The organism is Bacteroides caecigallinarum (genome assembly GCF_021531075.1).
Classification (GTDB): domain Bacteria; phylum Bacteroidota; class Bacteroidia; order Bacteroidales; family Bacteroidaceae; genus Phocaeicola; species Phocaeicola caecigallinarum_B.
Genome location: NZ_JADYTJ010000002.1, coordinates 37898 through 52790, shown reverse-complemented (window position 1 = coordinate 52790; position 14893 = coordinate 37898). Strand labels below are relative to the sequence as shown.

The 14893-nt window shown below is 41.2% G+C and carries 14 protein-coding genes and 3 tRNA genes; 15 read left to right on the top strand and 2 right to left on the bottom strand.

The window, feature by feature from the left end; translation table 11 throughout:
* Nucleotides 1–21 precede the first annotated feature (21 nt).
* The 9 genes from purD to I6E11_RS00935 all read left to right on the top strand — a co-directional run bounded on the left by purD (nucleotide 22) and on the right by I6E11_RS00935 (nucleotide 6638).
* The gene (purD, locus tag I6E11_RS00975; protein WP_235335981.1) at nucleotides 22–1296 is read left to right on the top strand and encodes a phosphoribosylamine--glycine ligase; all 1275 of its coding nucleotides are present in this window, start codon (nucleotides 22–24) and stop codon (nucleotides 1294–1296) included.
* Nucleotides 1297–1302: 6 nt separating this feature from the next.
* Nucleotides 1303–2244, top strand: coding sequence for a hypothetical protein (locus I6E11_RS00970; RefSeq protein WP_235335980.1), 942 nt, complete (start codon nucleotides 1303–1305; stop codon nucleotides 2242–2244).
* A gap of 5 nt (nucleotides 2245–2249) precedes the next feature.
* Entirely contained in the window at nucleotides 2250–2708 is a 459-nt protein-coding gene (locus I6E11_RS00965) for a YqaA family protein (protein ID WP_235335979.1), read from the top strand.
* A gap of 21 nt (nucleotides 2709–2729) precedes the next feature.
* Nucleotides 2730–3389, top strand: a complete 660-nt coding sequence (mnmD, locus tag I6E11_RS00960; RefSeq protein WP_235335978.1) for a tRNA (5-methylaminomethyl-2-thiouridine)(34)-methyltransferase MnmC2 — start codon at nucleotides 2730–2732, stop codon at nucleotides 3387–3389.
* Between the two features lie 67 nt (nucleotides 3390–3456).
* The gene (locus I6E11_RS00955) at nucleotides 3457–4344 is read left to right on the top strand and encodes a metal ABC transporter solute-binding protein, Zn/Mn family (RefSeq protein ID WP_235335977.1); all 888 of its coding nucleotides are present in this window, start codon (nucleotides 3457–3459) and stop codon (nucleotides 4342–4344) included.
* Entirely contained in the window at nucleotides 4344–5111 is a 768-nt protein-coding gene (locus I6E11_RS00950) for a metal ABC transporter ATP-binding protein (RefSeq protein ID WP_235335976.1), read from the top strand. Before I6E11_RS00955 ends, I6E11_RS00950 begins: the two co-directional genes overlap by 1 nt.
* A 188-nt stretch (nucleotides 5112–5299) precedes the next feature.
* Nucleotides 5300–5370 (top strand) — tRNA-Gln (locus I6E11_RS00945).
* Nucleotides 5371–5742: 372 nt separating this feature from the next.
* Entirely contained in the window at nucleotides 5743–6021 is a 279-nt protein-coding gene (locus I6E11_RS00940; RefSeq protein ID WP_235335975.1) for a LysO family transporter, read from the top strand.
* A complete protein-coding gene (locus I6E11_RS00935; protein ID WP_235335974.1) occupies nucleotides 6018–6638 on the top strand; it encodes a LysO family transporter in 621 nt (206 codons plus the stop codon). Before I6E11_RS00940 ends, I6E11_RS00935 begins: the two co-directional genes overlap by 4 nt.
* A 292-nt stretch (nucleotides 6639–6930) precedes the next feature.
* Here the strand turns inward: I6E11_RS00935 and I6E11_RS00930 are convergent, their stop codons facing one another.
* Nucleotides 6931–8625 (bottom strand): SulP family inorganic anion transporter, encoded by a 1695-nt coding sequence (locus I6E11_RS00930; protein WP_235335973.1) that lies wholly within the window; start codon nucleotides 8623–8625, stop codon nucleotides 6931–6933.
* A gap of 216 nt (nucleotides 8626–8841) precedes the next feature.
* On the opposite strand from I6E11_RS00930, the gene rbr reads away from it, so the two are divergent.
* The 5 genes from rbr to I6E11_RS00905 all read left to right on the top strand — a co-directional run bounded on the left by rbr (nucleotide 8842) and on the right by I6E11_RS00905 (nucleotide 12720).
* Nucleotides 8842–9420, top strand: coding sequence for a rubrerythrin (rbr, locus tag I6E11_RS00925; RefSeq protein ID WP_154043679.1), 579 nt, complete (start codon nucleotides 8842–8844; stop codon nucleotides 9418–9420).
* 196 nt (nucleotides 9421–9616) lie between these two features.
* Entirely contained in the window at nucleotides 9617–10897 is a 1281-nt protein-coding gene (eno, locus tag I6E11_RS00920) for a phosphopyruvate hydratase (protein ID WP_235335972.1), read from the top strand.
* A gap of 170 nt (nucleotides 10898–11067) precedes the next feature.
* Nucleotides 11068–11144: transfer RNA gene (locus I6E11_RS00915), tRNA-Asp, on the top strand.
* Nucleotides 11145–11173: 29 nt separating this feature from the next.
* Nucleotides 11174–11247: transfer RNA gene (locus I6E11_RS00910), tRNA-Asp, on the top strand.
* A 237-nt stretch (nucleotides 11248–11484) separates the two neighbouring features.
* Nucleotides 11485–12720, top strand: a complete 1236-nt coding sequence (locus tag I6E11_RS00905; protein ID WP_235335971.1) for a site-specific integrase — start codon at nucleotides 11485–11487, stop codon at nucleotides 12718–12720.
* Between the two features lie 97 nt (nucleotides 12721–12817).
* Here I6E11_RS00905 and I6E11_RS00900 read toward each other — a convergent pair whose 3' ends face one another.
* Nucleotides 12818–13096 carry a helix-turn-helix domain-containing protein gene (locus I6E11_RS00900; RefSeq protein WP_118153334.1) on the bottom strand — a complete coding sequence of 93 codons (279 nt, stop codon included), beginning with the start codon at nucleotides 13094–13096 and terminating at the stop codon, nucleotides 12818–12820.
* Between the two features lie 260 nt (nucleotides 13097–13356).
* Between I6E11_RS00900 and I6E11_RS00895 the strand changes: the two genes are divergently transcribed.
* Nucleotides 13357–14562 (top strand): site-specific integrase, encoded by a 1206-nt coding sequence (locus I6E11_RS00895; protein WP_235335970.1) that lies wholly within the window; start codon nucleotides 13357–13359, stop codon nucleotides 14560–14562.
* The last annotated feature ends 331 nt before the right edge of the window (nucleotides 14563–14893 follow it).

The window sequence follows — 14893 nt, the reverse complement described above, 5'->3', positions numbered from 1 at the left end:
AACTTAAAACCAAAATATAATATGAAACTCTTACTACTTGGCTCAGGCGGCCGCGAACATGCTCTGGCATGGAAAATTGCACAAAGCTCAAAAGTTGAGAAATTGTACATCGCTCCGGGAAATGCCGGAACACGCGAAGTTGGTGAAAACGTAGCTATCAAGGCTGACGACTTTAACGCCATCAAACAGTTTGTCGTTGAAAACAAAGTTGACATGGTGGTAGTAGGTCCGGAAGATCCATTGGTAAAGGGTGTATATGACTTTTTCCGCGATGACGAGGCTTTGAAGTCAATCCCTGTTATCGGTCCTTCTAAAGCCGGCGCAGTGCTTGAAGGAAGCAAGGAATTTGCAAAAGGATTTATGCAGCGTCACAATATCCCTACAGCAGGCTACAAGAGCATTACAGCCGAAAACCTTGAAGAAGGATTGGCTTTCCTTGAAACTCTCGAAGCTCCATACGTGCTTAAGGCTGACGGATTGTGTGCAGGAAAGGGTGTATTGATTCTCCCTACACTGGAAGAGGCAAAGAAGGAACTGAAAGAAATGCTTGGCGGTATGTTCGGAAGTGCTTCTGCCACAGTTGTTATAGAGGAATTCCTTAGCGGAATAGAATGTTCTGTTTTCGTTCTTACAGACGGAAAAAACTACAAAATATTACCTGAGGCAAAGGATTATAAGCGTATCGGAGAAGGTGACAAAGGTCTTAACACAGGAGGTATGGGTTCTGTTTCACCTGTTCCGTTTGCAAATGCAGAATGGATGAAGAAGGTAGAAGACCGCATCATACGTCCTACAGTAGAAGGTCTTGCGGAAGAAGGTATCGACTACAAAGGTTTCATCTTCTTCGGACTTATCAACGTGAAGGGCGAACCGATGGTGATAGAATACAACGTACGTATGGGTGACCCTGAAACAGAAAGTGTAATGCTCCGTATCAAGAGCGACCTGGTTGACCTGCTCGAAGGTGTTGCGGAGGGCAACCTCGACCAGCGTGTTCTTGAGATAGACCCTCGCTCGGCTGTATGCGTAATGCTGGTATCAGGAGGCTATCCTGAAGCATACGAAAAAGGATTCCCAATGAGTGGAATAGAAGATGCCAAAGCAGGAGGAAGTATTGTATTCCATGCCGGGACAGCTGTCAAAGACGATCAGGTTGTAACAGCAGGAGGACGTGTAATAGCTGTAAGTTCTTACGGAACAAACAAAGAAGAAGCATTAGCAATGTCTTTCCAGAACGCAGGCAAGATACAGTTTGAAAAGAAATATTTCCGTTCAGACATCGGTTTCGATTTATAATATATCATGCATAACCGCTTTCAATATCAGATAGCTACCGGTAGACTGACACTTCCGGTAGCTATCATATTATCCGCAATTCTGTGGATAGTTGCTTTCAAAGATAATCTGGAAGCAGCCTCTTTCATAACAGGAGGTTTGGTAACATATCTTCTCATAGAATTCAACACCTCATTTGCTCTTATCAGAAGCCGTTCATCATTGCCCTCTGCCTTATTTGCCATACTTTATTCATCGTCATTTTTCCTTCACGAATATGGCAAAGGGGAATGCTGGGTTATGTTGTTCTTCATGGGAAGTCTCTACTGTATGCTCAAAAGTTATGAGTTGAAAAATGCACCTACGTATATTTTTCATGCCTTTTTATGGTTAGGCATAGGAAGTCTTATTGAACCAGGGATAATTCTCTCTGCACCACTAGTGTTTATTCTCATGTTTCAGCTTAGGTCTTTCAGTTTCAGAAACTTCTTTGCAGGCATCATAGGTCTGTGCACACCATACTGGCTCATAACCGGATACAATCTTTACAGTGGTAACAGTCCGATGTTTCTCACATGGTTCGACAATGTATCTGAATGGAACATAAACATATACAGAAATTTACCAATATATCAGACAGTGACAGCCGGATGCATATTGCTACTGTCTGTTGTTAGTGGAATAAACAGCCTTATAATATCACAAAATGATAAAGTAAAGAACAGAATCATGATAGGAGTGATAAACACCATAGGAATATATGAAACAATCATTATGGTTGCACAACCTGTTATGCTGAAGTCTATACTTCCCATTATAATGGCTATGGGCTCAATCCTTTACGGATATACCATGATACATAAAACAAACAAGTTTACATACATATTTATGATATTTTCACTGGTTATAATTGCTATTGTTGCGTTATATAACCTGATGATTCATTTTTCTTTAAACATAGGATTATAAAAGACATGGATGCAATGCTTCAGTTTCTTACAGAATGGGGATATTGGGGAATGTTCATATCGGCATTCCTTGCAGGAACTGTATTACCATTCAGTTCGGAGGCTGTATTACTGGCATGTATAGGCCTGGGGCTTGACCCTATACTGTCCACACTGTCAACCACGGCAGGAAATGCTCTTGGAGGACTTACCTGTTACTGGATAGGACATCTTGGAAAGATGGAATGGATAGAGAAGTATCTGGGAGTAAAAAAGAAACAGATGGACAAGGCAGAAAGATTTATTAAAGGAAAAGGTTCGTGGATAGCTTTCCTGTCGTTCCTGCCAGTTATAGGTGATGCTATACTGGTAGTATTGGGACTAATGAGAGCAAATGCATTTATCGTAACGATATCAATGACTTTGGGAAAACTTGCCAGATATGCCATTCTGGTAGCTACTACCCTGAAACTTATATCTTTGTAAAACAAGTTATATAGTAAGGTTATGGAAATAGAAAAGACCGCAGACGGAAGCTATACACTGTTCGTGCCGGAACTGAACGAACATTATCACTCTGTGAAAGGAGCATTGACAGAGTCGGAACACATATTCATCAATATGGGTCTTAAACACTCACAGGCTACTTCACCACATATACTGGAAATTGGTTTCGGGACCGGACTCAATGCCTTCCTTACTTCGCTAGAAGCAAAGAAAGAAAACAGAAACATATTCTATACTACTATAGAGAAATATCCTCTTGATATGGAGACTATAAAGCTTCTTGACTATCCGAAACTTATCGCCCCGGAAGAAAGCGAACTGTTTTACTCTATCCACAATGCAGAATGGAACTCACCGCAAACCGTTTCAGAACATTTCACTATTGAAAAAATAGAAGGTGATTTTACTGAATATAATTTCAGTAAAGGCTACGACATTATCTACTTTGATGCCTTCGCTCCGGAAAAGCAACCTGAAATGTGGAGTCAGACGCTATTTGACAACCTATATGAAGTATTGAACGACAACGGAATACTAACCACATATTGTGCAAAAGGAGTTGTAAGACGGATGCTTCAGAAAGCGGGTTTCATAGTGGAACGCTTGGCAGGTCCTCCGGGAGGCAAAAGAGAAATACTGAGAGGGACCAAAAAGAAATGAAATCTTACACAAAACGAAATGTGCAGGAAACAGCATAATGATTAATCTTTTAAATTTTGATTGTAACATGAAAACATTATTATCTATTATATGCCTGCTTCTGGCTTTTTCATCATGCAGTAACACTGAAAAAAACGATAAGCCTACAATAACCGTCACAATAGAACCGCTAAGATATTTCACAGAAGTCATTGCAGGCGATAAATTCAAAGTAGTGAGCATGGTACCGGCCGGCAGCAGCCCGGAAACATACGATCCGACTCCACAACAAATGGTCAACCTGAGCAAGAGTGTTGCATATCTGCGTATAGGATACATAGGATTCGAACAGTCATGGACTGCCAAATTGCAGGAAAATCTTCCGAAGCTTCCATTCTACGACACTTCAGCCGGAGTAAATCTCATACACCAGCAATGTTCACACTCACATGACAACAACGCACCGGAGAACCATGTACACGGTGTGGAACCACACATCTGGAATTCTACAGAGAACGCTAAAATAATAGCCAATAACATCTGCAACGCACTGCAAGAACTGGACAGCAAAAACTCGGAATACTACAACAGCAGACTGGACAGTCTTACAAAAATAATAGAACAGACCGATGAAAAAATAAAGGAAATAATTACTGATGCAGACAAGACTTTCCTTATCTATCATCCTGCTCTGACTTATTTCGCCAGAGATTATGGTCTGGAACAGATCAGTATCGAGGAGGGTGGTAAAGAACCGTCGCCTGCTCATCTGCAGTCACTTATAAAACTGTGTAAGGACAAGAATGCAAGAGTAATATTCGTACAGCAGGAGTTCGACATGCGTAATGCAGAGACTATAGCCAAGGAGCTAGGAGTGGAAGTTGTTCCGGTAAATCCGTTGAACTACAACTGGACTGAAGAGATGATAAATACAGCAAAGGCACTACACACAAAAGAAGTTTCAAGCAACGAATAATGAACAACTGCATAATAAAAATAGAGAACCTGTTCGCCGGATATGAGAATAAGACTGTACTCCATGACATAAATCTGGAGGTGGCAGAAAAGGATTTCCTTGGCATTATAGGTCCGAACGGTGGAGGAAAAACCACACTTATGAAAGTGATACTGGGACTTCTGGAACCTACCGAAGGAAAAATAACCTATTATGATAACGGTATCCCCACAGAAAGACTGGAAATAGGCTATCTGCCGCAATATAATTCGATAGACAAGAAATTCCCTATATCTGTTTACGAAGTTATTCTTTCAGGGCTTAACAGACAGAAAAACCTGTTCAGAAGATTCACAAAGGAACATCATGAGAGAGTAAAGGAAACTATATCCATGATGGGACTCGAAGGAATGGAAAACAAGCCGATAGGACAACTGAGCGGAGGACAGATGCAAAGAGCTTTATTGGGCAGAGCCATTGTTTCAGATCCTAAGGCAATAATACTTGACGAGCCAAATACCTATATCGACAAGCGTTTCGAAGCCAGACTGTATTCACTGCTTGAGGAAATAAACAAGGAAAGGACCATAATACTGGTAAGCCACGACATAGGCTCAGTACTGCAAAATGTAAAGAGTATAGCTTGCGTAAACGGCACTTTGGACTATCACCCACAAAACGAAGTCTCTGCCGAATGGATAGAAGAAAAGCTGCAATGCCCTATAGAACTGCTTGGACATGGAGAACTGCCACACAGAGTACTCAAGAAACACAATCATAAAGACTGATTGAAACTATAGTGGTTTTATACAGTAATTTTACTTTCACATCTTTCACAGATAGAATTTTACCCAAGACAACAATACTTTATTAATAAATATAGACCTGCAAGTACGAAAAAAGTTAAAGAAAATTTGGAAGATAACATAAAAAGATAGTATCTTTACCACGCATTTCGAAAGAAAGCAATTAAGTTTGGACTATGGTGTAATGGTAGCACAACAGGTTTTGGTTCTGTTTGTCCAGGTTCGAATCCTGGTAGTCCAACACAAGAAAGCCTCAAGAGATAATCTCTTGGGGCTTTCTTGTTTATATAACTATGTAACAAAAACGAATATTTATTCACCGACAATAATATACTATCAATTCGTAATGTAATATACATATCAAATTGTAAGCAATATGAGCACAAAATATTCAAATTACAGTATAAAACATTTTTCTTGTATATCAAATATAACATAAAAGAAAAAAGTGTACCTTTGCGCCCGATTTCAAGCAACACAAAAACTTATAAATTGATATTAAAAATGAAAATAATCTGGTCTATACGATCTTTTAATTTCACTAATGTGCCATAGAATATACTCCAAGCGAGGATTTTTATTTTCTATGTCTAATTTTAATTTATAACTTTACATGTTCATTTTTATTTCTATTATGGCAATAGGTGCCTTGATAGGTTATAGTCTACGCAGTAAAAAAGACCTAAGCAAGGTAACTGTACTTATACAAATTGTAGTTTGTCTTCTTTTATTCATTCTAGGACTATCTGTAGGGGCAAACGAACTAATAATCAACAATCTGACTTACTACTGCGAACAGGCAGCGATAATATCTGCCTTAAGCCTTGTAGGAAGCTCTGTAGCAGCCATGCTGGTATTCAACATGTTTTTCAAGAAAGGAACCGGAAAATGAAAGGAAGTATAATGATTCTGGTATTCTTTATATTAGGATGTCTGGGCGGTTATTTTGTTACAATGGATTTCGATGCGCATCAGCTCTCGGTATATGTACTCTATGTACTTATGCTTTTGCTTGGCATCAATCTTGGAGGTAATCAGGACATAAAAGGATTTGCATCACAACTGAGTTTTAACATGCTTCTTGTCCCGATGGCTACAGTGGCAGGAACTTTCGTTTTCTCTGCAATTGCAGCATTTATTCTGAGCAGATGGAGCATATTCGACTGTATGGCTGTAGGTAGTGGTTTTGCATACTATTCCGTATCTTCAGTTCTTATAACCCAGCTTAAAACACCAAGCATAGGACTTCAGCTTGCCACAGAACTAGGAACTATTGCCCTGCTTGCAAATATATTCCGCGAAATGACGGCCCTGATTTGTGCCCCGGTAATAAGAAAATATTTCGGGCAGCTTGCACCTATATCTGCCGCAGGTATAGGATCATCTGATATTCTATTAGCTACTATCAGCAAATATTCAGGCAAGGAAGCCATTCCATTGGCTATTCTTCACGGAATTCTGATAAACCTGAGCGTACCATTCTTCGTATCGTTATTCTGTAATTTATAATAAGAAACAAAAACCGCCGGCTAGAGATATGTGATGTATATCTAGCCGGCGGTTTTTACTATATTTTATCGTACGAAACGTAAAGACATAAAAAAAGGAGTACCGCTGTACTCCAACCTTTGTTAACCTTAAAATCTAATACTATGAAAAACACAGTACAAAGGTACGGACTTTCCAGTAATCTGCAAGTATTTCGACCAAAAATCTATGCTTTATAACATAGTTTAATAAATAAAGAAAATGCTCCACGTTTGTTAACAACATGGAGCATTTATGTTAATTGTTAAAAGCTTTATTTTCTATTGAGTTCTTCAATTTCTTTTGTAGCTACAGCCAAGGCTTCATTTATATTGCTACAGATATTTTCTTTGCCAAGGAGTTCATAGAATCCTGATTTCTCAAGTGTCTTATGTACATGCTCGTTTACACCCGACAGGATGATATGTATATTCTCCTTCTGCGACATGTGGCAAAGTGTAGTAAGGTTATGAATACCTGTAGAATCGATAAACGGCACCTTACGCATACGAATAATACGAATCTTAGGTCTGTCGCCCAGCTGTGCCATCATATCCTCAAATTTGGTTGCTATACCGAAGAAATAAGGACCGTTGATCTCATACACCTCTACACCGTCAGGAATAATAAGATGCTCTTCGTGCACCTCCATATCCGATTCCTTATTAGGGTCAAGTTCGTTCTTGATAACGGAAATCTGAGTAGTTTCCATCACACGTTTCATAAACAGCACACAGGCAATGAGCAATCCCACCTCAATAGCCACTGTCAAATCGAATATAACTGTAAGGAAGAATGTTATAAGAAGAACTGTAACGTCCGATTTAGGATTCTTAAGCAATCCCATAAACACTCTCCATCCGCTCATATTATATGATACAATAACCAATACTCCGGCAAGACATGCCATAGGTATATACTGTGCAAGCGGCATTAAGAAAAGAAGTATCAGAAGAAGAACTATTGCATGTACAATTCCTGACACAGGAGACTTTCCTCCGTTATTGATATTTGTCATAGTACGGGCAATTGCTCCTGTTGCAGGAATACCTCCGAAAATAGGAGATACCACATTGGCAATACCCTGAGCTATAAGTTCTGTATTTGAATCGTGTCTGTCACCAATCACACCATCAGCCACAGCAGCAGAAAGCAAAGATTCTATTGCTCCAAGAACCGCTATAGTTATCGCTACAGGGAAAAGATTCTGTATTGCCTCCCAATTTATCGCAGGAACAGCTGCCGAAGGAAGTTCAGCCTTAATACTGAAACGATCGCCGATAGTATCAATACATGTGATTCCTGCATACTGCTTCAGCAAATACACTCCTACAGTAACCAGAATAATGGCAACAAGCGACCCAGGTACCTTTTTTGAGAATTTTGGAGTTATAGCTATGATAAACACACTGACTACACTTACTATGGCATTCCACCAGTTCACAGTATCAAAATGTCTGAAATAGAGCATCCATTTACCAATGAAATCTCCAGGAACCTTTTCTCCCCTGAAATCAAGGCCGAAGATATCTGCTATCTGTGTAGTAAAGATTGTAACGGCAATACCACTGGTAAAACCTATAATAATAGGATAGGGAATAAACTTTATGACAGTTCCCAACTTGAATACACCTAATAATATAAGCAAGACTCCAGCCATCATAGTGGCAACCATAAGTCCGCTCAATCCATATTGCTGGATGATACCGTAGATGATAACAATAAAAGCACCTGTAGGACCACCTATCTGCACCTTACTGCCACCAAGGAACGAAATGATAAATCCAGCCACAATAGCCGTAATGATACCTTTCTCAGGAGTTACACCTGAAGCAATACCAAACGCGATAGCCAATGGCAAGGCTACAATACCTACTATTATACCTGCCATCAAATCAGTCATGAAATCTGATTTACTGTAATTCTTGAGTGTAGAAAACAGTTTAGGATGAAACTCAACCCCTTTCATAAAACAATCTTATTTCTATTTATAAATATTTTTTTGCAAAATTACGTATTTTCTGCCATATAACATACTTTTATAACTATATAAATTATGATTTGGCAGAAAAAACTTAAAAGATTATAAATTAAAAATTGTAATGATTACAAATTTGAATAAACATATTATATTTGCAGTGTGAAAATAAAACAAGAAGTTTAACCCAACAAAATAACTACAATTATGGAAAAAAGCATCAAAGGAACAAGAACAGAGAAAAATTTGGCAATCTCATTTGCAGGTGAATCACAGGCTAGAATGCGTTACACTTATTTTGCAAGTGTAGCAAAGAAAGAAGGTTACGAACAGATTTCTGCAATCTTCACTGAAACTGCAGATCAGGAAAAGGAACACGCAAAACGTATGTTCAAATGGCTTGAAGGCGGAATGGTAGAAATTACAGCTAGCTATCCAGCAGGCGTAATCGGTACAACACTTGAAAACCTGAAAGCAGCAGCTGCCGGCGAAAACGAAGAATGGTCATTGGATTACCCACGTTTTGCTGACATCGCAGACGAAGAAGGTTTCCCTGCAATCGCAAAAATGTATCGTGAAATTGCTGTAGCTGAAAAGGGACACGAAGAAAGATACAGAGCTTTCGTTAAGAATATCGAAGAAGGAAAGGTATTCAAGAAAGATGTTGAAACAGTATGGCAGTGCCGCAACTGTGGTTATGTACACGTAGGTACAGAGGCTCCTGAAATATGTCCTGCATGCCTTCACCCACAGGCTTATTTCGAAGTTAAAAAGAACAACTACTAATAACTGTTCATTCCCTAAATCATAGATATACAGGTTGCCTCGTGAAAATGTACCTACATTTGATCAGGGCAACCTGTCCTATTTTATAACAATACAAAAACCTGCAATAGAAGAATACCTACTTTTAGGTATTGTAAATAAAATCAGGACTTTTGAACTTTGCAGGTGTATATAAAACTATAAAAAACTTAAGCGTATGAGAATAGAATCAATCAAAGGACGTGAAATTTTGGATTCACGCGGCAACCCGACAGTAGAAGTAGAAGTTCGTCTGGAATCAGGAATTACAGGTAGAGCATCTGTTCCTTCAGGAGCATCAACAGGCGAAAACGAGGCTCTTGAGCTGCGCGATAACGACAAAACCAGATACGGCGGTAAAGGCGTACTGAAAGCTGTATATAACGTAAACAATGTCATTGCACCTGCACTTACAGGTTGGTCTGCACTGCAACAGAGGGCCATAGACAACAAGATGCTTGAACTGGACGGTACAAAGACCAAATCAAAACTCGGAGCAAACGCAATTCTCGGTGTATCACTTGCAGTGGCAAAAGCTGCCGCAAACTATCTTGATATTCCTCTCTACAGATACATTGGCGGTGTGAACACATACACTTTACCTGTACCTATGATGAACATCATAAACGGAGGCTCTCACAGCGATGCTCCTATAGCCTTCCAGGAATTCATGATTCGTCCTGTAGGTGCAGAATCCTTCCGCGAAGGACTCAGAATGGGCGCAGAAGTCTTCCATGCCCTTAAAAAAGTACTTCACGACAGAGGACTCAGCACTGCAGTAGGCGATGAGGGTGGATTTGCACCTTCACTCAACGGTACAGAAGACGCTCTTGAATCAATAATCTCTGCTATCAAAGCCGCAGGATACGAACCGGGAAAAGACATTATGATTGGTATGGACTGCGCTTCGTCAGAGTTCTACAAGAATGGAATATACGATTACACAATCTTCGAAGGAGAAAAAGGAAAGAAACGTACTTCTGACGAACAGATTAACTATCTAGAAGAATTGATAAACAAATATCCTATCGACTCAATAGAAGACGGTATGAGCGAAAACGACTGGGATGGTTGGAAAAAACTTACAGAAAGAATCGGCGACAGATGCCAGCTGGTTGGCGACGACCTGTTCGTTACTAACGTGGAATTCCTCTCAAAAGGTATAGAAATGGGATGCGGAAACTCAATCCTGATAAAAGTAAACCAGATAGGTTCGCTGAGCGAAACACTCGATGCAATAGAAATGGCACACAGACATGGCTATACTACTGTTACATCACACCGCTCGGGAGAAACAGAAGATGCCACAATAGCAGACATTGCTGTAGCAACCAACAGTGGTCAGATAAAGACAGGTTCTTTGAGCCGCTCGGACAGAATGGCAAAATACAACCAGCTTCTCCGTATCGAAGAAGAACTTGGAGACCTGGCAAAATACGGATATAAGAGAATAAAATAACTTGCCCATAATTCAACGATTATCACCTCAAAACAGCCGGATTTCGGTAAAAAATGAGGTGATAATCACTTTTTTTGAAAAAAATCGGTCAAAGTATTGCAAGTACGGAAAATTGTTGTACCTTTGCACCGCAATTGAGACATAAAACAACTCAAAAGCCGAGAATAATTGGTGCGTTAGTTCAGTTGGTTAGAATACATGCCTGTCACGCATGGGGTCACGGGTTCGAGTCCCGTACGCACCGCCAACAAAAAAAATAAACAGTTAGAAATAACTGGTGCGTTAGTTCAGTTGGTTAGAATACATGCCTGTCACGCATGGGGTCACGGGTTCGAGTCCCGTACGCACCGCAAGCTTACAAAGCAAAATTAGGAAAAGCTCTGATTCACAACAGAATCAGGGCTTTTTTGTTTCCGGGCGGAAGCAGAATATAGCGTTTCTAGAAGTTTGTCAGGTGCAAATTCAGGGTTCTTTTTTAGGGACAATAAAAAAGCACCTGAAATGTATAATACTTCATTGATTATCATGTTTTTGCGTAGGATTTTCCTGTTCCTCATTTTCTAATTTTACAACGTAAATAAAGTGGTATGAAACAGGAATCAATGAAAGTTCTGTTCTTTATCCGTAAGAGCAGACTAAAGAAAAACGGCGAGGCACCGATTTTTCTGCGGGTGACAATTAACGGACAATTGGATGAAGTTCGGATTCAACGTTCTGTTCCGTTGAAGTTATGGGACAATGTGAAGGAACGCAGCAAAGGAAAAGACCGGAGTTCAACGGAACTGAACAGCTATATCGAGGCATTAAAAGTAAGGCTGTATCAGATTCACAAGGAACTTCTCTGTCGGGAAGCCCTGATTACCCCAAAGAATCTTCTGATAAAGTTATTCTCTAAAGAGGAACGGCATCTGGTTTTGCAGACTATGCGGAAATGTATCGATGACTGGATTTCCCTGATCGGTACGGAGTACCAGCCCTCCACCATTTCACGTTATAACAACTGTTATGAATCGTTGCAGACGGTCATTAAGGATTTCTACAGGAAAGAGGATATTACATTCCATGAACTGAATGGGGAATTCATCGACCGGTTTGAGATGCATCTGAGGACGGTACGCAAGCTTTCCCAGAATACCCTGACCAAGTATATGAGCTGTTTCCGCAAATTTCTCGGACTGGCCCGGGAAAACGGATGGCTGGAGCAGGATCCGTTGGCCGGAAAACGCAAGCGTCTGTTCCGGAAAGAGGAGACGTGTCCTACGTTCCTGACCTTGGAGGAACTGAAACGGATTATGGAGAAGGACTTTTCCACGACACGTCTGAACACCGTGAAGGATTTTTTCCTGTTCTGTTGTCTGACCGGCCTGTCGTATATTGATGTAAAGACCTTGTGTCCGGCACATCTTTACAAGGACAATGAGGGGAAATTGTGGATACACAAGGCCCGCGTAAAGATTACTACTCATAAGGAAAGCTGTACCTGCAATGTCCCGCTTCTGGAACCCGCACTTGTCATTCTGGAGAAATACAAGGACTGGAATCCGGAAAATCCTGAAGGTCCCTGTTTCCCGATTCCTTCGAATCAGAAGATGAACGAGTTCCTGAAAGAGATAGCCACCATATGCCGGGTAAACAAGCGGCTGACCGTTCATGTGGCCAGACACACGTTCGCGACGACTGTTACCCTTGCCAACGATGTCGCCCTACAGAATGTGTCAAAAATGCTCGGCCATTCTTCAACCCGCATGACACAGCATTATGCCCGTGTGCTGGACAACAGTATCATGAAGGACATGCAGGATGTCGCCCGGGTCTTCGGATAATCAGAAAAGGCTATACTTCACAACGCACAGTGAGGTATAGCCTTTTACATAATGAAGAGTTGTTTGCTTGTATGGATTGGCCCCGCTTTTGTCGGGATTATCTCTTCTTCCCTTTTTCAATCAGTCTGATAACATCCTGTCTCCGATAATAGGTTTTCCGGTCAATCTGGGAGAAGGGTAAGGTACCGTTGCTTCTCAGGGCCTGCAATGTTCTCTGCGATATGTTCAGCGCCATGCATACTTCCTGATTGTCCATCCAGTCATCCAGACTTTTTGAGGTTTTCCTGCCTTTGAGGTTTTCCAGTTTTTCTTTCAGCAGTTGGATAGATATTACCATTTCTCTGAAAGTACCGGCTTCAATGTTTACGATTTCCATAAAGTGTAGTTGTTTGGTTTGAGGCAAATATAGACGGTATGGGCCGACCGGCCAATATCATGTCATCAGATGGCATCACAAGTCACCAGATGTCTCATGTTGTCTGTTGCAGGAACCGGTCTTTCAAAAATATCCGGTCGTTGAATCCGGAAAGTACAGCTGTGTTCAGGAAAGGCATGTATTATACTTCACTATATTGCGCAATTTTGCATAGTGTTGTATCTCAGCGCATTTACTAAGTTTGTACCAAAACAAAACGTATGAAAGGAAACACACTGAATGTAATGTTCTTTATCTTGAAGAACAAGTTATTGAAGAACGGTGAAGCACCGGTCGTTCTTCGGGTGACAATCAACGGGCAGCGGGATGAAATCCGTATCCAGCGCTCTATACCGGTGGAGTTATGGGACAATGCAAAGATGCGTAGCAAAGGAAAAGACCGAAGTTCGAGGGAACTGAACATGTACCTTGAGACACTGAGGGACAGAATATATGTCATCCACAGGAATTCCGTGTATGATGGGGAAAAACTGACTCCGAAGAAAATCCTGGATATTCTATATGCCAGAGAAGGACGGCATCAGGTTCTGAAGGCCATGAAGGAATGCATAGACGAATGGGCGGCTTCTCCCGGGGATTTGCATCCTGCCACGCTGGCACGTTACAACAGATGCTGCGGATTGGTAGAGACCGTCATACGGAATGTTTACAATAAGGAAGATATCGCGTTCTCCGAACTGGACAGGAAGTTTATCACGGCATTTGGAAGGTATCTGAAGGAAACCCGCGGGCTGGCACGGAATACGGCGGCTAAATATTTGGAGTGTTTCCGTAAGGTTCTCAAGGTGGCCCGGCAGAAGGGCTGGATGGAGGATGGTAGGTGCCTGGAAGAACTGGGACGGCTGTGCGTGAAAGAGGAGACTTCACCTTCCTTCCTGGGCTGGGATGAACTGAGAACAGTGATGGAAACGGATATGCCGGCCGGACGTCTGGAACGGGTGAAGGATGTGTTCGTCTTCTGTGCGCTCACCGGACTTTCCTATCAGGGAATAAGCACCCTTTGTCCGTCGCACCTGTTTAGGGATGACGAAGGAACACTATGGATTTGCAGGACCCGTGCTGAAGGAACGGAGGTCGGAGACAGCTGTACAAGCCGTGTTCCTCTTCTTAAACCGGCAATGGTTCTGCTGGAGAAATACAGAGGCTGGAATCCGATGAATCCCGAAGGTCCGTGTTTTCCTGTCCCGTCAGTCCAGAAAATGAATGAATACCTGAAAGAGGTTTCGGTACAATGTCGGATTTCCAAGAGGCTTACCACCCAGATGGCCCGCAATACGTTTGTCGTAACAGTTATCCTGGCTAACCAGATTCCTAAAGGACACGTCAGGGAAATGCTTGGCTATTCTTCCGACTATATGTTGCGCCATTATATGCAGGCTCTGGAGAGGAATTCCCAAAAGGCATGAAGTGGATATATACAAAATATGATAAAAAGTGAAAGGCTATACTCCAACGGATGTGGTGGTATAGCCTTTTCAATGTCAGAACGCTTCTTTCCGGTTCATCTCAAGCAGACATAATTGACAAGAATGAGTACCACTAAGACGCGGTTTATACTGAAATAATGATCCTTTTGGTAAGCCCTGACCTATAAGCAAAAACTAACCAGTAGCATCACCGTCAGAACATTCGGTTCAATATGCCGTCTAATGAATATTAGATATAGTTTGGGTAATCAATCAGGCTCCTAACCAGCCAGTGAGTGATTTGCTGATGCTCACACATCATATAGCAGTC